The organism is Streptomyces sp. DSM 110735, assembly GCF_016482685.1.
In the GTDB taxonomy this organism is placed as follows: Bacteria; Actinomycetota; Actinomycetes; order Streptomycetales; family Streptomycetaceae; genus Streptomyces.
The window spans coordinates 207,107-228,245 of the sequence record NZ_JACYHF010000010.1; the positions used below are offsets into that span (position 1 = coordinate 207,107).

The 21,139-nt window shown below is 71.2% G+C and carries 17 protein-coding genes, 1 tRNA gene and 2 pseudogenes; 7 read left to right on the top strand and 13 right to left on the bottom strand.

Annotated elements, in window-relative coordinates; genetic code table 11:
- Positions 1–79 precede the first annotated feature (79 nt).
- On the bottom strand, positions 80–2,425 hold the full coding sequence (locus IF655_RS18055) for an immune inhibitor A domain-containing protein (protein ID WP_199585840.1): 2,346 nt from the start codon (positions 2,423–2,425) through the stop codon (positions 80–82).
- Positions 2,426–2,785: 360 nt separating this feature from the next.
- On the opposite strand from IF655_RS18055, the gene IF655_RS18060 reads away from it, so the two are divergent.
- Entirely contained in the window at positions 2,786–3,082 is a 297-nt protein-coding gene (locus tag IF655_RS18060) for a hypothetical protein (RefSeq protein WP_199585841.1), read from the top strand.
- 107 nt (positions 3,083–3,189) lie between these two features.
- Here IF655_RS18060 and IF655_RS18065 read toward each other — a convergent pair whose 3' ends face one another.
- Both IF655_RS18065 and IF655_RS31655 read right to left on the bottom strand, forming a co-directional pair.
- Complete coding sequence (locus IF655_RS18065; protein ID WP_199585842.1) at positions 3,190–3,990, bottom strand: RDD family protein; 801 nt, start codon at positions 3,988–3,990, stop codon at positions 3,190–3,192.
- Between the two features lie 71 nt (positions 3,991–4,061).
- Positions 4,062–4,631: an RDD family protein gene (locus tag IF655_RS31655; protein ID WP_307814962.1), complete on the bottom strand. Its 570-nt coding sequence runs from the start codon at positions 4,629–4,631 to the stop codon at positions 4,062–4,064.
- A 745-nt stretch (positions 4,632–5,376) separates the two neighbouring features.
- Here IF655_RS31655 and IF655_RS31660 point away from each other — a divergent pair.
- Positions 5,377–5,565 (top strand): hypothetical protein, encoded by a 189-nt coding sequence (locus IF655_RS31660; RefSeq protein ID WP_307814963.1) that lies wholly within the window; start codon positions 5,377–5,379, stop codon positions 5,563–5,565.
- Here the strand turns inward: IF655_RS31660 and IF655_RS31665 are convergent.
- Positions 5,553–5,648: pseudogene (locus tag IF655_RS31665) on the bottom strand (DUF2510 domain-containing protein); the annotation flags it as partial. The gene IF655_RS31660 and the pseudogene IF655_RS31665 sit on opposite strands and share 13 nt — an antisense overlap.
- Before the next feature lie 158 nt (positions 5,649–5,806).
- Here IF655_RS31665 and IF655_RS18075 point away from each other — a divergent pair.
- Positions 5,807–7,021: pseudogene (locus IF655_RS18075) on the top strand (RNA-guided endonuclease InsQ/TnpB family protein).
- 259 nt (positions 7,022–7,280) lie between these two features.
- Positions 7,281–7,694, top strand: coding sequence for an SsgA family sporulation/cell division regulator (locus IF655_RS18080; RefSeq protein WP_199585872.1), 414 nt, complete (start codon positions 7,281–7,283; stop codon positions 7,692–7,694).
- A 23-nt stretch (positions 7,695–7,717) separates the two neighbouring features.
- Here IF655_RS18080 and IF655_RS18085 read toward each other — a convergent pair whose 3' ends face one another.
- Positions 7,718–9,127, bottom strand: a complete 1,410-nt coding sequence (locus tag IF655_RS18085) for an FAD-binding oxidoreductase (RefSeq protein WP_199585844.1) — start codon at positions 9,125–9,127, stop codon at positions 7,718–7,720.
- Between the two features lie 97 nt (positions 9,128–9,224).
- Between IF655_RS18085 and IF655_RS18090 the strand changes: the two genes are divergently transcribed.
- Positions 9,225–10,700 (top strand): lipopolysaccharide assembly protein LapB, encoded by a 1,476-nt coding sequence (locus IF655_RS18090; RefSeq protein WP_199585845.1) that lies wholly within the window; start codon positions 9,225–9,227, stop codon positions 10,698–10,700.
- Positions 10,701–10,753: 53 nt separating this feature from the next.
- On the opposite strand, the gene hppD is transcribed toward IF655_RS18090, so the two are convergent.
- Complete coding sequence (gene hppD, locus IF655_RS18095) at positions 10,754–11,899, bottom strand: 4-hydroxyphenylpyruvate dioxygenase (RefSeq protein WP_199585846.1); 1,146 nt, start codon at positions 11,897–11,899, stop codon at positions 10,754–10,756.
- A 123-nt stretch (positions 11,900–12,022) separates the two neighbouring features.
- Here hppD and IF655_RS18100 point away from each other — a divergent pair, with 123 nt between their 5' ends.
- A complete protein-coding gene (locus IF655_RS18100; protein ID WP_199585847.1) occupies positions 12,023–12,499 on the top strand; it encodes an Lrp/AsnC family transcriptional regulator in 477 nt (158 codons plus the stop codon).
- Positions 12,500–12,512: 13 nt separating this feature from the next.
- Here IF655_RS18100 and IF655_RS18105 read toward each other — a convergent pair whose 3' ends face one another.
- From IF655_RS18105 to IF655_RS18130, 6 genes are all read right to left on the bottom strand, one after another.
- Entirely contained in the window at positions 12,513–13,304 is a 792-nt protein-coding gene (locus tag IF655_RS18105) for a S16 family serine protease (RefSeq protein ID WP_199585848.1), read from the bottom strand.
- 552 nt (positions 13,305–13,856) lie between these two features.
- Entirely contained in the window at positions 13,857–14,498 is a 642-nt protein-coding gene (locus tag IF655_RS18110; RefSeq protein ID WP_199585849.1) for an IclR family transcriptional regulator, read from the bottom strand.
- A 414-nt stretch (positions 14,499–14,912) separates the two neighbouring features.
- Positions 14,913–16,709, bottom strand: coding sequence for a DEAD/DEAH box helicase (locus tag IF655_RS18115; protein ID WP_199585850.1), 1,797 nt, complete (start codon positions 16,707–16,709; stop codon positions 14,913–14,915).
- A gap of 128 nt (positions 16,710–16,837) precedes the next feature.
- Positions 16,838–17,218, bottom strand: a complete 381-nt coding sequence (locus IF655_RS18120) for a type II toxin-antitoxin system death-on-curing family toxin (RefSeq protein ID WP_199585851.1) — start codon at positions 17,216–17,218, stop codon at positions 16,838–16,840.
- Positions 17,215–17,415 carry a ribbon-helix-helix protein, CopG family gene (locus IF655_RS18125; RefSeq protein WP_196462387.1) on the bottom strand — a complete coding sequence of 67 codons (201 nt, stop codon included), beginning with the start codon at positions 17,413–17,415 and terminating at the stop codon, positions 17,215–17,217. The genes IF655_RS18120 and IF655_RS18125 overlap by 4 nt, the downstream gene beginning before the upstream one ends.
- 36 nt (positions 17,416–17,451) lie before the next feature.
- Positions 17,452–18,888 carry an MFS transporter gene (locus IF655_RS18130; RefSeq protein WP_199585852.1) on the bottom strand — a complete coding sequence of 479 codons (1,437 nt, stop codon included), beginning with the start codon at positions 18,886–18,888 and terminating at the stop codon, positions 17,452–17,454.
- A 145-nt stretch (positions 18,889–19,033) separates the two neighbouring features.
- Between IF655_RS18130 and IF655_RS18135 the strand changes: the two genes are divergently transcribed.
- A tRNA-Cys gene (locus IF655_RS18135) sits at positions 19,034–19,105 on the top strand.
- 799 nt (positions 19,106–19,904) lie between these two features.
- Here the strand turns inward: IF655_RS18135 and IF655_RS18140 are convergent.
- Positions 19,905–21,074: an SUKH-4 family immunity protein gene (locus IF655_RS18140; protein WP_199585853.1), complete on the bottom strand. Its 1,170-nt coding sequence runs from the start codon at positions 21,072–21,074 to the stop codon at positions 19,905–19,907.
- Between the last annotated feature and the right edge of the window lie 65 nt (positions 21,075–21,139).

Consider the following 21,139-nt stretch of genomic DNA (forward strand, 5'->3'; position numbering starts at 1 on the left):
CAGGACGCACCTAAACACGATCGGCGGCAACCCGCCAGGGGATTGCCGCCGATACGTCTGTGACCTGCGATGATGTCGACTACTTCACCGCGCGCCCGACCTCCAGCTCGATCGTCGAGCCGTCCGCCGCCTCCTTGGTGATCTTGATCTTGGTGTTGGTGTCAGTGATCTTGACGCCCCCGGTGGGGTTCGCCGGGTCGTAGTAGGTGCTCGCGTGGTCGTTGAAGACCGACACCCCCTTCGACGCCTTGAACTTCGTCGCGACGTCGCTCTTGTGCAGCGTGATCCCGTCCGTGCCGTAGAGGCTGAAGGGCGAGTCGTACGCCTGGATGCGGTTGCGCAGCAGCGTGCCGTCGGACCACTTCATCGCCGCCGGGTGCGAGTCGACCGGCAGGATCAGACCCGTACCGGGGTGCCCGTCCTCGGAGTTGGTGTTGTTGTCCGCCTGGGAGGTGTCCCACTTCCAGATCAACAGGCCGTTCTGGTACGGGTAGTGCTCCACCCAGCCCGGCTTCGAGGCGTAACCGAAGTTGTACGGACCGACCTTGAGGGTCTTGTCGTACGACTCGTACTGCCGGTTCTCCGCGATGTAGTACTGCGCGTAGTCCTTGGTGAAGGAAGCCCCGATCCGGGAGAAGCCGGTGGCGGTCCAACCGGCGTCCGCCGACTCGGCATTGTCGGAGAAGACGGCGGAGCCGTCTGCGGTGACCGTGATCTCGTCGGCGGCGAAGCCCTTCAGCGCGACCCCGCCGTCCGTCTGGTAGCGGAACCGCACCTGGATCTTCTGGCCCGCGTAGGCGTCCAGTGGGAACGACAGCTTCTTGTAGGCGTCCACCGTGCCGGTGAGCGCGGGCTTGCCGGAGCCGTCCTCCGGGATGGCCGCGCCGTCCACCGTGCCGTTGATCGCGGTCCAGTTGGCGCCGCCGTCGGTGGACACCTCGGTGTAGAGGTAGTCGTAGCCGGCCTCGATGTCGTACCAGCCGTCCAGGCTCAGCGTGGCCGAGGACTTGCCCGTGAGGTCGACGGACCGGGTCAGCGTGTTCTTGAGGTCGTTGCCGCTGCCGCTCCACCACTGGCTGGCGCCCTGCGCGGGGGTGACCACCTCGGTGGTGACCGCCTTGTCCGGCAGCGAAACCACCAGCCCCTGACGGTACTTGGTGTTGTACTCGGCAAGACCCAGCTTGTGCCAGGAGGAGACGCCCGCCTTGGCGGTGTCGTAGGTCAGCCAGCCCAACTGCAGCTTGTCCCAGGCGTTCATGTCGCCGGGCAGGTCACCGATGGACTCCTTGCCGGTGCCGAGCCAGGAACCGGAGGACATCAGGGTCCAGAAACCGGTGGAGTTGTCGCCCCCGGCGGTGTCGTACTCGTCCGGCAGCCCGAGGTCGTGACCGTACTCGTGGGCGAAGACGCCGAGTCCGCCGTTCTCCGGCTGGATGGTGTAGTCGCCGACCCAGATGCCGGTGTCGCCGATCTGGGTGCCGCCGAGCTTGTTGTCGGACGGACCCGTCGCGCCCGCGTCGGTACCGAACGCGTACCAGCGGTGCGCCCAGATGGCGTCCTCGCCCTGCGCGCCGCCGCCCGCGGACTCGTCCTCACCGGCGTGCACGATCTGGAAGTGGTCGATGTAACCGTCGGGCTCGTTGAAGTTGCCGTCGCCGTCGTAGTCGTAACGGTCCCACTGGTCGTACTTGGCCAGCTCCGCGTGGATCTCCGCGGCGCTGTCACCGGCCGCCTCGCGGTCGGCGACCCAGGCGTTGACGCCGTCCTGGACCGCGTACCAGGCGCCGGTGGACGCCTTGTTGGAACCGTAACGGGCCTCGTTGTAGGGGACCTTGACCCAGTCGGTGACCTCACCGTCGACCGAGTAGCGGCCCGAGGACTGCTTCTCGTAGTACTTCTTCAGCGACTCGGTGTTCTTGCCGGTGCCGAAGTAGAGGTCCTGGTAGTGCGCCTGGTTGTAATCCTTCTGCCAGGCCGTGGAGTTGTCCTTCTTGCGGTCCGGCGCGGCGATCTGGTTGTGCAGCGGCCCGGGGGTGCCGCCGTACCGGGAGTCCGTCTTGTCGCCGAACTCCACCAGGATGGTGAAGATCTTGTCGGTCTTCTCCCGCCCCAGCTCGACGTACTTGCTGTCGCCCTTCTTGCTCTTGAGCTGGACGACCTTGGAGCCGTGGCGGTCCTGCAGCTTGGTCTTGCCCGCGATGAGCTGGGAGACCGCCTCCCGGCGCTGGGCCTGCTGGGTCTTGCTCAGCGGACCGTCGAGGTCGTGCTTCCGCTGGGCGACCGGCGCCGGGTCGTGCCGGTTCTCGGCCGCGGACCGGGGCGCCGCGCTCGCCTCCGCGACGGCGAACGTCACGAACGTGGCGGAGGCCGCGGCGAGGGCTACGCCTATCGCCGTGGTTCTGAACGTCCAGGATCTGCTGGTCACTTGATTTCCTCCCCCGCGCCGCGCGCACGGCAGGAGGGTTCCGGTTCATGGAAGGATCCGTGCGCGCACGATCAACGCGTGTAGTCAAGTGCCGTTATTTGACTAGAGGTTTAGAAGAAAAGACAGACCTTGACTTGTACAGGACAGGTGCACTATGCGGAGCGGGGGTCCGCTTTACGGATGAGCGCGTCCCCTCAACGGGCGCGTGCATCCGCCCAGTTGGCGAAGGTCATGACTCCGTGCGCCCCCTGTGCACCGGCGCCCCGGGCAAGGTCACGCTTACCCGGCGCGTGACTCGGGCATGGACGCGGGGAGAGTCCGATGGCACCCCCACATTCATCTTCCGAGGACACGATTGCCATGCCTCGTCCGACCACCGCACAGCTCGCCTACGGTTCCTGCACCGTGATCTTCTCCACCCTCGCCATGCTGCTGCTGTCGCAGACGAGTTCCGGCCCCGGGATCGCCGTGATCGCCCTGGCCGCGCTCGCCCTCGGCGTCCTGGTGGCCATGACCGTGCCGCACCCCCGCCGGGCGCGCGCCGCGCACCCCGAGACCGCGCCGCGGACCATGCCCGCGCCCACGCGGCTGGAGAGCGCGCGCCGCGAGCCGGTCGGCGCCTCGGCCGAGCCGGTGCGTGAACGGACGGCTTCCTGACGGGAGTTCGCGCCCCGCTTCGCACGCGTACGGAGAGGGGCGGACCGGGTGTCTCGCCCCGGTCCGCCCCTCTCCGTACGTGAGCGCCGCCCTGTGCCCGCCGTCGGCTACCGCGTGCTGACCACCACCGTCTTGGCCGCCTTGTCGTGCAGACCCTGCTTGTAGGGGCGGTCGAAGTAGCTCCAGCCGCCGCAGATCGCGGTCCAGATGCAGGCGCAGCAGAAGGCGAACGGCAGCCACAGCACCAGGGCGCGGACCAGGGAGGTCTGCGGGGAGGGCGTGGAGCCGTTGTCCAGGTTGGCCACGCGCATGTGGAACCACTTCATGCCGAGCGTCTGGCCGGTCCTGGCGATCAGGATCGTGTCGTAGGCGATGTAGAGGATCGCCGCGATGATCGACTGCGCGAAGGACTTCCCGGCGTTCATGCCCTGGCCGTTCACGTCGTACTGGTGCACCCCGAACGCCCAGGTCACCAGCCAGACGACGATACCGACCATGATCATGTCGAGGATGCGGGCGATGGTGCGCTTGCCGCTCTCGGCGAGCGGGGGCATCCCGGCGAGGGGGTCGGCGGGATAACCGGGACCGCCTGGCCCTCCGGGACCGCCGTAGGGACCGCCGCCCTGCCCCCCGTAGGGACCGCCCTGACCGCCGTACGGACCGCCGCCGCCCTGACCGCCGTAGGGGTTGCCCGGGCCGTAGGGGTTGCCGCCGGGCTGCTGGGGACCGCCGGGGGGTGGTTGCTGACCGCCGGGTGGTTGCTGACCGCCGCCCGGGGGCGGGGGCTGCCGGCCGCCGTGCGGTGCGTCGTACGGCGAGCCCCACCCCTGCTCCGACGGGGGGCGCTTCCTCAGCGGATCGTCGTCGGGGGGCTGCGGTCCGGAGCCGGAGGGCGGTTCGCTGCTCATGGCCCGAGTGGACCGCGAACGCCCCGGCTCCGCACCCGGCGGGCGGCCGTACGGAGTACCGTCCGGCGCCCTCAGTCCGCCACGAAGGTGTGCGCCGCCTTGTCGTGCCAGCACTGGCGCCAGGGGCGGTCGAACAGCCCCCACAGCACCCCGACCGCCCCGATCCCGAGGAGTCCGGGCACGCAGTACACCAGCCAGCGGCGCAGCGCGGCGCCGAAGGTCGGCGGCTCGTGCGCCTCGATGTCCCGCACCTGGAGCCCGACCAGCCGCTTGCCGAGGGTACGGCCCCATTTCGCGGTCGGCAGCACCTCGTAGGCGACGCCGAAGAGGAGCAGGACGGCGAGGACGACGGCGAGGTACGTGCCGGTCGTGCCGTCGATCAGCCAGACGGTGACGGTACGGCCCGACAGCCGCGCCGCCTCGACCTTGTGCCGCAGGTGGTCCACGGTGCGGACGCCCAGGGGTACGGCGGCGGCCGCGGTGACCGCGCCGACGAAGAGGCTGTCGATGAGCCGCGCCACCAGTCGCTTGCCGAGCCCTGCGGGGCGCCCCGCCGCCTGCCGTCTCACCGCGGCGAGGAACGGGTCCTCCACCACCGGCTTCCACGGCGCGACCGTCTGCTCCTCCCCTCCCCCGGCCAACCGATGCACCTGCTGAGCCCACGACGCCTGCCCGCCTCCGGCGTTCTGCCCGCCGCGATCCGGCGCGGTGGGACCACCCGCCTGCGCACTCCGCGCCCCGGGCACGACGGACCCGAACCCACCGGGGGCACCGGGCGGGGTGACGACGTTGAACCCCAGAGCGGCCGCGCCTTCGGGACGGCCACCCGCCCCGCCGGGACGGTTCCCGGAGTGCGCGGGACCGAAGCCACCGGCGCCCGCCGCGGGACCACCGCCCCCAGTGGCACCTTGAGCACCATGGGCATCACCAGCCCCAGCGGGTACCTGCCCACCGGGACGACTGTCGACTCCGCCCTGCCCCTGCACACCGGGAGCGCCAACGCCACCGAACCCACCGGCGGCCACACCCGGGGCTTCAGGTCCGGCAGGACCGTTCGCCCCACCGGGGGTGCCGCCCGGAGCCCAATTGCCACCCTCCGCCCCACCTGCCCCAGGAGCACCACCGGAGGCACCCCCCTGAGCGGCGAACTGCCCGCCCGACGCCACAGGCACCCCCTCACCGGATCCACCCGGACCCCGCGCCCCCGGAACTCCCCCACCGACCGGTCCCTGCGGAGCCGCCCCGAACCCGGAACCGTCCGCCCCCTGGGCACCACCCTGCGCGAAGGGAACACCCGCCCCCGAACCGTCCCCACCCGCACCGAACCCCGACGCCCCCTGAACCGGCGGCGCCCCCGGCCCCGGCGTAGGCCGACGGCTCAGGAACGTGTCCGCCACCGGCGCGTCCGTGTCCCACGCCGGACTCCCCGTGGGCGGCTCCTCGTCGAAGAAGTGGGGCCCCGTCTCCTCGACCACCGCGGGACTGGCCGCGCGGCCACCGGGCGGGGTGAGCGGCTCGCCGTCGGCCGGTGCGGGACGGCTGGTCCCGGGCATCCAGGCCGTGCCGTTCCAGTAGCGGACGTAACCGGGAATGGACGGATCCGGGTAGTAGCCCTCACGGGGCCTGTCGTCACCGTGGGCCGGCGTAGGGGCGCTCATCGGGGTTCCTCCGTGGATGCCCCGGCCTTCGTGCCGGGGAGAAAACGGACTCCTGCGGGGCAGGACAGGGTAGGGCGAATCGCCGCCCGGGCGATTCGGCGTCCGTCGACTGCCGATTGTCCCCCTGGGTGCACACGGGAGCTGAGAGAGTGTGACGCATGGGGCGGCAGGTGAAGCGGGCGTTCAAGTACCGGTACCGCTTTTATCCCACGGGCGAGCAGGCGGCGGAGCTGTCCCGCACCTTCGGCTGTGTCCGGCTCGTCTACAACAAGGCGCTGGAGGAGCGCACGCGCGCCTGGCGCGGCGAGGAACGCCGCATCTCCTACGCCCAGTCGTCGGCCATGCTGACCGAGTGGAAGAAGACCGAGGAACTCGCCTTCCTCACCGAGGTCTCCTCGGTTCCGCTCCAGCAGGCGCTGCGGCATCTTCAGGCGGCCTTTACGCATTTCTTCGCCAAGCGGGCGAAGTACCCGCGCTTCAAGGCGAGGAAGCAGTCCCGCGCCGCGGCCGAGTACACCCGGTCCGGCTTCGCATGGCGCGACGGCCGTCTGACGCTGGCGAAAATGCCGGAGCCGCTGGACATCCGCATGTCGCGCCCCCTGCCCAAGGGGGCGGAGCCTTCCACGGTGACCGTGTCCCGTGACGCGGCCGGGCGCTGGTTCGTGTCCCTGCTGTGCGAGGACGACGTCGCCGCCGCCCCGGCCACCACGGCAGCGGTCGGCATCGACGCCGGGATCACCTCCCTCGTGACCCTGTCCACCGGAGAGAAGGTCGCCAACCCGAAGCACGAACGCCGGGACCGCGTCCGGCTCGCCAAGGCCCACCGGGAGCTGTCCCGCAAGCGGAAGGACTCGGCGAACCGGGAGAAGGCCCGGCGTCGTGTCGCCAAGGTGCACGCCCGGGTCGCCGACCGGCGCCGGGACTTCCTGCACAAACTGAACACTCGTCTCGTCCGTGAGAACCAAACGGTCGTGATCGAGGACCTCACCGTCCGCAACCTGCTCAAGAACGCCACGCTCGCGCGCGCCGTCTCGGACGCCTCGTGGGCGGAACTCTGATGGATGCTGGAGTACAAGTGCGCCTGGTACGGGCGCGACCTGGTCGTGGTCGACCGCTGGTTCCCCAGTTCGAAGCTGTGCGGAACCTGCGGTGAGATCCGCGAGAGCCTGCCGTTGAACGTCCGCGAATGGACGTGTGCGTGCGGCACCTTGCACGACCGCGACGTGAACGCGGCACGCAACATTCTGGCCGCCGGGCTGGCGGCCGTTGCCTGTGGAGGCGGTGTAAGACCTCAACGGGAGTCCTCCCGGACGGGGCGGTCGTCGACGAAGCAGGAAGCCCAGCGGGCGACCGCTGGAATCCCCCGCCGTTAGGCGAGGGAGAAGCCAAGTCCGTCCCGTATCTGCTTGCTCGGAGGTGGGATAGGAACCCCCACATCTATCAGACCCGCGCATCCGGCACCGCCAGTCCGGCCGGACCCACCCTTTCCGGGCGATGCCGGACCTGTGCGCGAAGGAGCGGGGGAGGCGTCGGAAAAAAGTTTTCGGAAGTCGCGTAATGGCGGAGCCTCAGCGCCCTCTCCCTTCCCGTGGGCCCGTCCAGGAGGTCCCGGTGAGAGAGGAAACGCAGGTCATGGAGCACACGGTGGTGGAGCGGGAACTGGAGCTCAAGCTCATCCTTTCGCCGGAGCGGAGCATCCCGGTCCCGGCGCGGCTGAGTTACCGCTCGGACGACCCGTACGCGATCCACGTCACGTTCCACATCAACTCCGACTTCCCGGTCAACTGGACGTTCGCCCGGGAGCTGTTGGTGGAGGGGGTCTTCCGGCCGTGCGGGCACGGGGACGTCAGGGTGTGGCCGACGAAGGTGAACGGTCGCAGTGTCGTGCTGATGGCGCTCAGTTCGCCGGACGGGGACGCCCTCCTGGAGGCGCCGACGCCGCAGGTCTCGGCGTGGCTGGAGCGGACGCTGCGGGTGGTGGCGCCGGGTGCCGAGGCGGAGCAGTTGGGGATCGACGCCGCGCTCGACCAGTTGCTCGCCAGGTGAACGGCGGGGCACCCGGCGGGTGTTCAGAAGAGCTTGCCGGGGTTGAGGATGCCGAGCGGGTCGAAGACGTCCTTCACCGCGCGCTGCATCTCGACCCCGACGGGTCCGATCTCCCGGGCCAGCCACTCCTTCTTCAGCACCCCCACCCCGTGCTCCCCGGTGATGGTGCCGCCGAGTTCGAGTCCGAGCGCCATGATCTCGTCGAAGGACTCGCGGGCGCGGCGGGACTCGTCGGGGTCGAGGGCGTCGAAGCAGACGGTGGGGTGGGTGTTGCCGTCGCCCGCGTGCGCGCAGAGCCCGATGGTGAGGTCGTACGCGGCGGCGATCCGCTCGACCCCGGCGAGCATCTCGCCGAGCCGGGAGCGGGGCACGCACACGTCGTCGATCATCGTCGTGCCCTTGACCGCCTCCAGCGCGGTCAGCGAGAGCCGCCGGGCCTGGAGGAGGAGTTCGGACTCGGCGGCGTCCTCGGCGGGCACCACCTGGGTGGCGCCCGCCTCCTCGCACAGCGCGCCGAGGGCGGCGAGGTCGGCGGCGGGGTCCGGGGTGTCGAAGGCGGCGAGCAGCAGCGCCTCGGTGGTCTCGGGCAGTCCCATGCGGGCGAAGTCGTTGACCGCCTTGACGGTCGTACGGTCCATCAGCTCCAGGAGGGACGGCACGTGTCCGCCCGCCATGATCCGGCACACCGCGTCGCAGGCGTCGGCCGCCGAGGCGAACTCGGCGGCCAGCACCAGTTGCGCGGGCGGCTTGGGGCGCAGACCGAGCACGGCGCGTACGACGATGCCGAGCGAGCCCTCGGAGCCGACGAACAGCCGGGTGAGGTCGTACCCGGCGACGCCCTTGGCGGTGCGGCGCCCGGTGGACATGAGCCTGCCGTCGGCGAGGACGACGTCGAGCCCGAGGACGTACTCGGCGGTGACCCCGTACTTGACGCAGCACAGCCCGCCCGAGGCGGTGCCGATGTTGCCGCCGATGGTGCAGGTCTCCCAACTGGAGGGGTCCGGCGGGTAGTACAGACCGTGTTCGCCGACGGCGCGGGAGAGCGTGGCGTTGACGACGCCGGGCTCGACGACGGCGACCCGGTCCACGGGGTTGATCTCCAGGATGCGGTCCATCTTCGTGAGGGACAGCACGACGCACCCCTCGGAGGCGTTGGCCGCGCCGGAGAGCCCGGTGCGCGCCCCCTGCGGGACGACCGGCACGCGCAGCTCGGTGGCGGTGCGCATGACGTGCTGGACCTGTTCGACGGTCCGGGGCAGTACGACGACGGCTGGTGTTCCGGCGGGGCAGAAGCTCGCCATGTCGTTGGCGTAGGAGACGGTGACCTCGGGGTCGGTGAGCACGGCCTCGGCGGGCAGCCCCGCGAGGAGCCGGTCGGTGAGGCTGCCGACGGTCATGGTGTCGTCGTCGCGGGGCGCTTCGATACGGCTCATGATCCGAGCGTCGCACTCGGGGCCATCGGTGTGAACCCCGCACGCGCCGCCCTTGAGCCACCCGGATGCGCTTGTCATATTGACGCACAGTTGCCGCATGGAGAAGCGACAGTACGGGCACGCCGGTCCCGGTACGTCCCTGGTGGCCGAGTCCGCGCCGCGCCGTCGGCGGCGGTGGCCCCGGCGGCTGCTGGCCGTCGCGCTGGTGAGCGGGGCGGCGGCGGGGGCGGTCCTCGCCCTGCCGCCCACCGGTCCCCGGCCGCGCGAGCAGCGTCCCCCGGCTCCGGCGCCGGGTCCCCGGGCGATGGCGCTGACGGCGGTCACCACCGGGCTGCCCGCCGCGCTGCCCCAGCTCACGGAGCTGATCGCCCGGCAGGAGAGTGCGGTGCGGCAGCACCCCGCCGACGCGGGAGCCTGGGCGGCGCTGGGCGCGGCGTACGTGGCGCGGGGGCGGCAGACGGCCGACGCGGCGGACTTCCCGAAGGCGGAGCGGGCGCTGAACACCTCGCTCCAGGTGAGGAGCACCCGGAACGCGGAGGCGCTCGGCGCGCTCACGGCGCTGGCCAACGCGCGCCGGGACTTCCCCGCGGCGAAGCGGTACGGCGAGCAGGCGCTGAAGCTGACGCCGAAGCGCTGGTCGGCGTATCCGCCGCTGATCGACGCGTACAACGGGCTCGGTGACTACACCAGGGCACGGAGCACCCTCGACAAGCTGATGGCGCTGCGCACCTCCCCGGCCGAGCGACCCGCGGTGATGGCGCGGGCGGCCGCCGTGTACCGGGACCGGGGCTGGCGCGAGGACGCGGTGGCGCAGTTGACGGACGCGGCGGCTTCCGCCGGTACGCCCGCCGAGCAGGCGGCGTGGCTGGCCGGGGTCGGGCAGTTGGCGTGGGAGCGGGGCGACCGGGACGACGCGCTGCGGCACTTCGAGGCGGCGCTGCGGCTCGACCCGGCGCAGGGTACGGCGGCGGCGGGGCGGGCGCGGACGCTGGCCGCGCTGGGCCGCACCGACCAGGCGCTGACCGCGTACCGCGACGCCCTCGCCAAGCAGCCGGACCCCCGGACCGCCCTGGAATTCGGGGAGTTGTACGAGTCGCTGGGTCGCGCGCAGGACGCCGAGAAGCAGTACGCGGCGGTACGGACGCTGTCCGCGCGGGCCGCCTCCGGCGGGGTCGACGAGGAGCTGGTGCTCGGGCGCCTGGAGGCGGACCACGGCGACCCGGACGAGGCGGTGACCCGGCTGCGCGCGGAGTGGAAGCGCCAGCCCGGCATCGAGGTGGCCGACGCGCTGGGCTGGGCGCTGCACCGGGCGGGCGACGAGGAGGAGGCGCTGAAGTACGCGACCGTCGCGACGGACAAGGCGAAGGGCGGCGGGGTGCGCAGTTCCCTCCACGCCTTCCACCGGGGCATGATCGAGCGGGAGTTGGGACATGTGGGGCTCGCCCGGCGGCAGTTGTCGGACGCGCTGCTTGTGAACCCGTACTTCTCGCCGGTGTGGGCGCCCGAGGCGCGGCGGGCGGTGGCGGGGCTGGGCGACCCGGAGGACGGGACGCTGCCGGAGGACGCGCTGTAGCCAGTGGTGGGGGCGCCGACCTCTCGAAGCAGCTTGCGGCGCCCCCAACTCGCCTACAGGTTCCCGCGCTTGGCCTGCTCCCGCTCGATCGCCTCGAACAGCGCCTTGAAGTTGCCCTTGCCGAAGCCCATCGAGCCGTGGCGCTCGATGAGTTCGAAGAACACGGTCGGCTTGTCCTGGACCGGCTTGGTGAAGATCTGCAGCAGGTAGCCGTCCTCGTCGCGGTCGGCGAGGATCTTCAGCTCGCGCAGGGTCTCGATCGGCACGCGGGTGTCGCCGACCCACTCGCCGAGGGTGTCGTAGTAGGAGTCCGGGGTGTCGAGGAACTGGACTCCGGCCGCGCGCATGGTGCGGACGGTGCGCACGATGTCGTTGGTGTTCAGCGCGATGTGCTGGACGCCCGCGCCGCCGTAGAACTCCAGGTACTCGTCGATCTGGGACTTCTTCTTGCCGACGGCGGGCTCGTTGATCGGGAACTTGACCTTGAGGGTGCCGTCCGCGACCACCTTGGACATCAGCGCGCTGTACTCGGTGGCGATGTCGTCGCCCACGAACTCCTTCATGTTCGTGAAGCCCATGACCTTGTTGTAGAACTCCACCCACTCGTTCATGCGGCCGAGTTCGACGTTGCCGACGCAGTGGTCCACGGCCTGGAAGGTGCGCTGGGCGGGCGGCGCGACGATCGGCTCGGCGGCGGCGTACCCGGGCAGGTACGGACCGTCGTAGCCGGAGCGCTCGACCAGGGTGTGGCGGGTCTCGCCGTAGGTGGAGATGGCGGCGAGGACGACGGTGCCGTGCTCGTCCTTCACCTCGTACGGCTCGGTGACCGGGCGGGCGCCGTGCTCGACGGCGTAGGCGAAGGCGGCGCGGGCGTCGGGGACCTCGATGGCGAGGTCGACGACGCCGTCCCCGTGCTCGGCGACGTGCCGGGCGAGGAACTCGCCCCACGGGGTGCTGGGCTTGATCACCGAGGTGAGCACGAAGCGGGCGGAGCCGTTCTCCAGGACGTAACTCGCGGTCTCCCGGCTGCCGTTCTCCGGTCCGGAGTAGGCGACCAGGGTCATGCCGAAGGCGGTGGAGTAGTAGTGCGCGGCCTGCTTGGCGTTGCCCACGGCGAAGACGACCGCGTCCATTCCCTTGACCGGGAAGGGGTCGGCCTGCCGGGCGGTGTCGGGAGTGTGGTCTGTGGTCTGCGTCATAGCCGAAGGGTGGCTCCGGTCCGCAAGGTGCGCAATAGTTCGCGTATTGACTGGGCAGTCTGTTCAGCCGTACGGCCGTACCGGCGGACTTTCTGTACAGGATGACCATCCCGGGAGGGCGTCGTGGCGATCGATCATCTGGACGGCCGGATCATCGTGCTGCTTGCCGAGGAGCCGCGCATCGGTGTGCTGGAGATGTCCCGCCGTCTGGGGGTGGCCCGGGGTACGGCGCAGGCGCGCCTGGACCGGCTGCGGGCGGGCGGGGTGATCCGCGGCTTCGGTCCGCAGGTGGACCCGGCGGCTCTCGGCTACCCGGTCACCGCCTTCGCGACCCTCCAGATCCGCCAGGGCCGGGGACCGGACGTACGAGCCCACCTCACGGGCGTCCCCGAGGTCCTGGAGCTGCTGACGACGACGGGCACCGGTGACATGCTCTGCCGCCTGGTCGCCCGCTCCAACGCCGATCTGCAACGCGTGATCGACCGGGTGGTGGGGTTCGAGGGGATCGAGCGGGCGTCGACGACGATCGTGATGGAGACGCCGGTGCCGCTGCGGATCATCCCGCTGGTGGAGCAGGCGGCGGGGGAAGCGCCGGGCTAGGGGGCGTCTCCTCTCAACAACTGGGGATCTTCCCCTTGCCCTTCTCCAGGGCGACCAGGGAGTTCACGGCGCCCTTGAGGTCGGTGACCGCGACGAGGCGCAGCCCCTTGGGCAGCTCCGCCTTGGCGTCCGCGCACTCGGCCTTCGGCACCAGGAAGACAGTGGCGCCGTCGCGCCGGGCGGCCCGCGTCTTCAGCGGCACCCCGCCGACCGCGCCGACCTTGCCGTCCGCGTCGATGGTGCCGGTGCCCGCGACGGTACGACCGCCGGTCAGGTCGCCGCCGCTGCCGTCGCCCTCCAGCTTGTCCACGATGCCGAGCGTGAAGAGCAGCCCGGCGCTGGGTCCGCCGACGTTGGCGAGCCGCAGGTCGACCTTCACGTGGTCGGGGTCCAGGTGCAGATAGTTCAGCGCGGCGTCGGTGGCGGCGTTCTGGGACTCCTGCATCTGCGCGGAGTTGTGCTTCTCGATCTCCTTGAGGGAGTTGCCGGTCGGATACACCGAGCCGTACGGCATGACGGCGCGGTCGGTCCGGAACCAGTTGTCCACGACGTCCCCGAGGCTGACGCGCGCGTCCGGCGAGGTCGCCTCGATGGTCGTCATCCGCAGCTCACCGCTGGTCTTCCTGACCGGCGCCCCGGACACGGTGATCACCGGCGTCCCGTGGTTCTTCCCCAGCACGTTCGCCGTCATCCCCGGCTGCGCCACCGCGAACGGCAACGGCGCGACCGCCACCGTGACGATCAGCCCGACCACGGGCACAGCACACACGGCAACGGCCTGAAGACGCGAGAGACGAGAAAACACGCCCACAATCTAACGCGCCGGGTGGGGTGGGGCGGGGGCGGCTCCGGGTGGAGGTGGGGTTGATGGGGCGGTACGTCGGCTGGGGCGGGGAGACCTGAGGGCGGACGGCCGGACCGGGGGCGGTAGCGGGAGCGAGCCCGTGACCGGGAGCGGATTCGGAGCGGGCCCAGTGGGCGCCGGAGCCACTCGGCGCACCTGCCGGGCTGCCGGGGCTCCGGAGGGGCGGGCCGGGGCGAACGACGCGAGGGGCGGGGACCGGGGCGCGAGTCGGTACCGCTCCGCATGCCTGCCGGGCAGGCGGCCTGGCGACGGGTGACGCGAACGGGGGCGGACCCAGGCCGGGCGCCGGAACCACGCCGCATACCTGTCGGGGCAACGCACCACGCCAACAGGCGGAGTCGGGCACGTCGATGACGCGGCGCAGCCTGAACCGGGCACGGCAGCCGGAGTCGGCATCCCTCAGCCGCACCCGCGGACAGCGCGCGCCGGACCGCGCGGCGCGGGCGACAGGGCCCCCGAAGGCACGGGTCGAACCGAGCGGCGCGCCCCGCGTCAGCGCAGCGCCTCGGAGATTTCCTGGGCTGCTTCCAGGACGCGGGGGCCGACGCGGTCGGGGATGGCGTCGGTGAGCATGACGACGCCGACGCTGCCTTCGAGACCGGTGACGCCGACCAGGGGGGCTGCCGCGCCGCTGGCTCCGGCTTCGAGTTCGCCGTGGGTGAGGGTGTAGCCGGGGTGGGCGGCGCGGGAGTGGCGGGCGGCGAGGATGGCCCTGCCCGCGGCGCCGCGGTCCAGGGAGTGGCGGAAGCCCGCGCGGTAGGCGACGTGGTAGTCGGTCCAGGTGGGCTCGACCACGGCGACGGCGAGCGCCTCGGTGCCGTCGACCAGGGTGAGGTGGGCGGTCGCCCCGATGTCCTCGGCGAGCGAGCGCAGCGCGGGGAGCGCGGCTTCCCGTACGAGGGGGTGCACCTGGCGTCCGAGGCGCAGTACTCCGAGCCCGACGCGGGCGCGTCCGCCGAGGTCGCGGCGTACCAGGGCGTGCTGTTCGAGCGTGGCGAGGAGGCGGTACACCACCGTCCGGTTCACTCCCAGCCGGGTGGACAGCTCGGTGACGGTCAGCCCGTGGTCCGTGTCGGCCAGCAGCTTGAGGACGCGCAGTCCCCGGTCGAGCGTCTGGGAGGTCTCCGCGGTCACGACGCCCACTCCTTCGGCGGTGAGGTCGGCGCCCGCGAGCGACGACCGGCGCCGGGCGGATCCCGTCGGCGACGCGCTGCGAGGGCGCCGATCGGCAGGACGGCCCGGCGGCTCCGGACCCTGTCGCTTTCACGGCTGCGCTCCGCGGCGGCGCTGCCACGGGGCGTATGCGTAGCGGGACAGTAGCGAAGCGGGTTCGCTCAGCGGAAGGCTTCGTCCACAATCCGGGCGGGGAGTGGGGCGGGGTGGGTGTTTTGGCCGTGTATGGGTAGGCCGGAGAGGGACCCGGGGTTGTCCTTCACGGGGTCCGGGGCGGAGCCCTACGGGGTCCGGGGCGGAGCCCCGTGAGTCCCGCTTCTCAGCGGACCGAGACGGATGGGCGGGTGGGACATCGTCGTCGAACCCAGCGGAGCGTCACCTCATCCGCGTAGCCCACTCCTGCACCTTCTCGATCCGCTGCCTGAGCTGTCCCGCCGTAGCCTCCGCACTCGGCGGACCCCCGCACACCCGCCGCAGCTCGGTGTGGATCACCCCGTGCGGCTTGCCACTCTGGTGCACATACGCGCTCACCATCGTGTTGAGCTTCTTGCGGAGCTCCATCATCTCCTTGTGGCTGACCACGGGGCGCCGCTCGGCGGGCAGCTCCAGCAGGTCCGCCTCGGCGTCCGGCTTCTTGCGGCTGTGCGCGATCTGCCGTGCCTGCCGCTTCTGGAGCAGCATCTGCACCTGGTCGGGCTCAAGAAGCCCCGGGATGCCCAGGTAGTCCTGCTCCTCCTCGCTCCCCGGATGCGCCTGCATGCCGAACTCGGCACCGTCGTACAGCACCCGGTCGAAGACCGCCTCGGACTCCAGCGCCTCGAAGGAGAACTGCTCCTGCTCGCCGGTGTCCTCGTCCTGCTGCTTGTTCGCCTCGTCCATCTCCTTCTCGGACTCGGCGTACGGGTCCTCCTCGCCCTGCTTCTTGGGCTTGTCGAGGGCGTGGTCCCGTTCCTTCTCCATCTCGTTGGCGAAGGTCAGCAGGTCGGGCACGGTCGGCAGGAACACGGACGCGGTCTCGCCGCGCCGCCGGGACCGTACGAAACGCCCGACCGCCTGCGCGAAGAACAGCGGCGTCGAGATCGTCGTCGCGTACACGCCCACCGCGAGCCGCGGCACGTCGACGCCCTCGGACACCATGCGGACCGCGACCATCCAGCGGTCGTCGCTCGCGCTGAAGTCGTCGATCCGCTTCGAGGCGCCGGTGTCGTCCGAGAGGACCAGCGTGGCCTTGGTGCCGGTGATCTCGCGGATGAGCTTGGCGTAGGCGCGGGCGGAGTCCTGGTCGGAGGCGATGACGAGCGCGCCCGCGTCCGGGATCGCCTTCCGGACCTCGGTGAGCCGCTGGTCGGCGGCGCGCAGCACGCTCGGCATCCACTCACCGCGCGGATCGAGCGCGGTGCGCCACGCCTGGCTGACCGCGTCCTTGGTCATCGGCTCACCGAGCCGCGCGGCGATCTCGTCGCCCGCCTTGGTGCGCCAGCGCATCTGACCGCTGTAGCTGAGGAAGATCACGGGGCGGACGACGTGGTCCGCGAGCGCGTTGCCGTAGCCGTAGGTGTAGTCGGCGGCGGAGCGCCGGATGCCGTCGTTGCCCTCCTCGTACGTCACGAAGGGGATCGGGTTGGTGTCCGAGCGGAACGGCGTACCGGTCAGCGCCAGGCGCCGGGTCGCGGGCTCGAACGCCTCCAGGCACGCCTCGCCCCAGGACTTGGAGTCACCGGCGTGATGGATCTCGTCCAGGATCACGAGCGTCTTGCGCTGCTCGGAGCGGTTGCGGTGCAGCATCGGGCGCACCCCGACACCGGCGTACGTCACGGCGACGCCGTGGTAGTCCTTGCCGACGGGACCCGCGCTGTACTCCGGGTCCAGCTTGATCCCTATCCGGGCCGCCGCCTCCGCCCACTGCTTCTTCAGGTGCTCGGTCGGCGCGACGACGGTCACCTGCTGCACGACATGGTGGTGCAGCAGCCAGGAAGCCAGCGTCAGCGCGAAGGTCGTCTTTCCTGCGCCGGGGGTGGCGACGGCGAGGAAGTCACGCGGCTGCTCCTGGATGTACTTGTCCATCGCCCCCTGCTGCCAGGCACGCAGCTTGCTGGCGGTGCCCCAGGGGGCGCGGCCGGGGAAGGCGGGGGACAGATGGTGGGAGGCGGCTGAGGCGGCGGTGGTAGTCACGGTCTCCGGGGTGGGGGCTGGGGGCGGCTCGACTACGAAGAACAACCGGGCCACCCTACCGGCGCGCAACCGCCCCCCGAGGGCGGACGAGGCGGACGCCGTCCCGGTTGGGACCGACGTCACATCGGTCACTCCGACAGGTCGCGCAGAGCCTCGGCGATGGCCTTGACCTCTTCCGTATCCCCCGTCGCCACAGCGATGACGAGCCGCTCGGCCGCGTCGATGTCCGGTCGCAACTGCACGTCGTTCATCGCCAGAAAGACGACGCAGGACACCCAGGCCGTGCGCTTGTTACCGTCGATGAAGGGGTGATTGATAGCCAGCGACTGCAGGAGCGCCGCCGCCTTCTCGAACAGGTCGGTGTACGCCTCCTGTCCGAACATCGAGGCTGAGGGGCGGTGCACGGCGGACTCCAGCAGCCCCAGGTCGCGTACGACGATGTCCTGGTCATCGACGGCACGCGCCGCGATGGCCAGGACATCCTCGGCCGACAGATAGATGTACGTCACTTGAGCCGCTCCAGGAGTTCGGCCCACTTGACGGTCTGCTCCTTCGCGGCCTTGCGGACCAGTGCCTCGTGAGCCGTCCGAGCCAGATAGTCGTCCACGGCTCTCAGCAGTATGGCGTGCATGCTGACACCCTCTTCTTCGGCTCGCAGCTTCAGTGCTTCCGTCTGGTCGTCGCGCAGACGCAGATTCATAGCCATACCAAAACGGTACCACCGCATGGGGTCACGTTGGTACTACTCGCCCCGCTGCTCACCCAGCCGTGTCGTCACCCACGCCCCCGCCAGCGCCACCCCCGCCATCGGCAGGAAGACGACCGCGAAGGCGGCGGGGTGGGAGCCGGTGGTGTGCGCCGCCGTGCTGCCCCCGCCCAGCGCGGCGAACGCCGCGCCCGCCGCCGCGAGCAGGACGACGTTGGACAGGGCGTCGGAGATCTGGAGCGCGGCGGAGTTGGCGCCCGCCTCCTCGGGGGCGGAGAGCCGGAGCAGCAGGACGCTGGTGGAGCTGATCACGAGCCCCATCCCGAAGCAGCCGAACCCCCACGCGACGGCGACGACCCACACCGGTACGGCGGGCACCAGCACGCTCGGCGCCGCGGCGATCGCACCCGCGACCAGCGGCATCCCGAACGTCATCAGCCGCTCCCGGTACGGCGCGGTCGCGGGCCGGGACTGCACCCACGAGGCCAGCGCCCAGGTCGCCCCGCCCGCGGCGAGCGAGAACCCGGCGAGGGTCGGCGAGAGCCCCCGCTGGGTGACGAGCATCAGCGGTACGAACGACTCGGCGGCGATGAAGGACCCCGCGGACACCCCGCGCAGCAGCACGACGGCGGGCAGCCCGCGCGCGGCGCGATAGGTGCCGCGCGGCAGCAGCCGGAGCGTGGCGGGCACGAGCAGCGCGGCACCGGCGAGTCCGGGCAGTACGGACAGCGGCCGCAGGTCCTGGGCGGCGTACTGGAGCAGTCCGGCGCCGACGGACACGGCGAGCGCGAGCCGGATGCGGCGCCGGTCGAGCGAGGAGGCGCCCCGGACCCCGACCGGTCCGCCGGCCAGGCGCCGGATCTGCGGCAGGGCGAGCCCGAGCGGCAGCACGACGAGCGCCGGGATGCCGAGGAACACCCACCGCCACCCGAGATGCTCGGTCACCGCGCCGGACGCGAGCGGCCCGACCACCGACGGCACCACCCACGCCGCCGCGAACGCCGCCATGATCGCGGGCCGCAGCCGCTCGGAGTACGCCCGCCCGACGACGACGTACAGCGCGACGATCACCAGCCCGCCGCCGAGCCCCTGCACCGCCCGCCCCAGGATGAACACCCACATCACCTGCGCGGTCCCCGCCACCACAAGCCCGCCCGCGAACGCCCCGATCCCCGCGCTCAGCGCCCCCAGGGGCCCCCGCCGGTCCGCCCACTGCCCGGCGAGCACCATCCCGGTGAGGCTGGTCGTGAAGTACCCGGAGAACGCGAACGCGTACAGCGCCACCCCGCCCAACTCCCGCGCGGCAACGGGCATGGCCGTGCCCACGGCAGTCGCCTCAAAAGCAATGAGCAGCACCACGGACACGACCCCGACACTGAGCGCCCGATAAGCCCGCCCCAGCACCCCACCCTCATCGGACTCGGCGGCGGCTCCATCCACAACAACACTGTCGGGCTGCTCAACGGCGGTCATGCGGGCCAGCGTAAGTCCCATTCCCCCCTTTGACCCCTGTCCAGAGCCCCACCATCCCTCCCCCGCTCATGAACGCCCCATGACAGTCACATTGCACCCCTTGCCCCACCCTCCGACCCCCACCTACGTTCATTCCACAACACACGGCCGTGTGCCCGAGTGGCTCAGGGACTCGCCTGCAAAGCGAGTTACGCGGGTTCGATTCCCGCCACGGCCTCCGGCGCCTTGACGTGACGAACGAGGGGACGGCAGCCCACCCGGCTGCCGTCCCCTCGTTCGTCCGTCCCGGCTCCGTCTCGGCCGGACCGGACAGCACCGCTGTCGGCCGTCCCGGTAGCGGTCCCCGGGGTTGACCCTGGCGAAGCCTGGCGAACAGGGGCGTCCGGTCGTGCGGACCCCTGGCGTGCCGGTAGGTTGCCAGAGGCCGATGTGTCTCTCCTGGAACGCCTGCCGGATCGGCAGGTCCCAACGACGTTGGGGATGCTGAGAGACGGGAGATCGGCGAGATGGTGCGATCGACGAGACGGGGAAGGCGCCGACGGCACCGCCAGGTGTCGGACTGGGTGCAGTTAGCGGCCTTGTTCCTCACGGCGGTCACTGCCATTGCGGGATGCGTTGATCACTTCATGTGACGCGTAAGAGGGTGAACCGGACGGCTGGTCAGGGCGAGTGGGCCCGACCGCTTCATACCCGGCCGGACCCACCCTGTTCCCGCACACCGGCCCGGCTTCGGGATGCACCCCGCGGCCGGGCCTCGTGTATCCACGGGAAGCCGTTGCGCCGGGCGACCGCTTCACCCGGCGTCACCAGACGAGATAACCGCAAGTCGACGGCGCACTCAAGCATGACCAAGACGAGTTCGGCAACTTGCCCCACTTTGGGTAGCGAATCGGCCTTGCGAACGGGGTGGCGTGACAAGTGGCGAATTTGGGAATGCACTGGTCGCGGGCTTGCGAGGGTAGCGAATCCTGGCGTATCCGCACGATCCGCGAAACCGACTGCAGCAGCCGCGGGCGTCAGAGCGCCCCGCCCGCCTCGTCCGCGAACAGTTCCGTCCAGTAGTGCCAGTCCGTCGACGGGTCGGTGCCGGTGGGGTCGAGGGACGCCAGCGTGTCGAGCATCGTCAGGGCGAGTTGGTCGTACGCGGAGGTCGTCAGCTCGTGGGAGAGGTGGTCGTCGATCGTGCGTTCGTGGTGGAGGAGCCAGAGGGTGTAGGCGAGGGTGGAGGTGTCGGTGTTGAGGGGGTGGAGGGTGCCGTCCGGCTCGGAGTAGCTGAGGACGGCGCCGGTGCGGCCGTCGAGCACCAGGCTGGTGTCCTCCACCAGGTGGCCGAGGCGGATCAGGTGGTCGGCGTGGGCGGGGAGGAGGTCGAGGGGGTAGTCCTCGGCGCCCTCCTCCGAGAAGTACTCGGTGAGCGTGCGCAGCGGGCCGTCCGCGTCCGCGTGGAACAGCACCGCCTCCTCCGGCAGCCCCGTCTCCCGCAGGAAGCGGCGTGTCGGCTCGTGGGTGAGCGTGCGGGGGAAGTCCACCTCCTCGAAGCGGACCACCCGGCCCGAGCCGAACTCCTCCTCCAGGAGCCGCCCGGGAAGGTCGAGGGTGAGACCGCCGGAGCGTCCCGGCGCGGCGACCAGGGACAGCGGGCGGATCAACGCCGCCACCTTCCAGTAGGCGGGGACCGCGCCGTCCGTGCCCTCCTCGAAGAGCGCGAGCAGTCGGCGGGACGCCTCGGCCGCCGTCTCCGTGCCGTACCGCCCGCGCAGGCTCGCGAACCTGCCGCGCAGACCCGCCAGTTCCTCGGTGACGGCGGCGAAGCGCAGCAGGGTGGCGAGGGAGGGGGCGAAGGGGTGCGCGTGGGCAGGGTCGTACAGGTACGCCGTCGTCAGCTCGCCCGTCACCCCGTCGAGCAGGATCGACTGCTGTTCGAGACCGGCCGGACCGAGCAGTTCGCCTATCACCAGCCGGTCCCGCAGCTCCTCCGCGAGCCGGAAGGGCCCCTCCGCCGCCTCGGCGGCATCGCCCAGGCGGCGCAGTCCGTGCGTGCGGAGCGCGGCGAAGGTCAGCAGACCGGTGTGCGCGGGCAGTCCGGGACCGGAGAGCAGACCGCGCGTGGGCGCGTGGGTGACGTAGCGGTCCAGCTCGGCCTCGGTCAGTGTGATCGCCGTGACCTCGGTCTCGGTCGTGCTCATCGCTTCCCCCGCGATCTTCATAGGTACGTCGGTACGTCGTCGTACGGCTTCCCTGGAGACGGGAC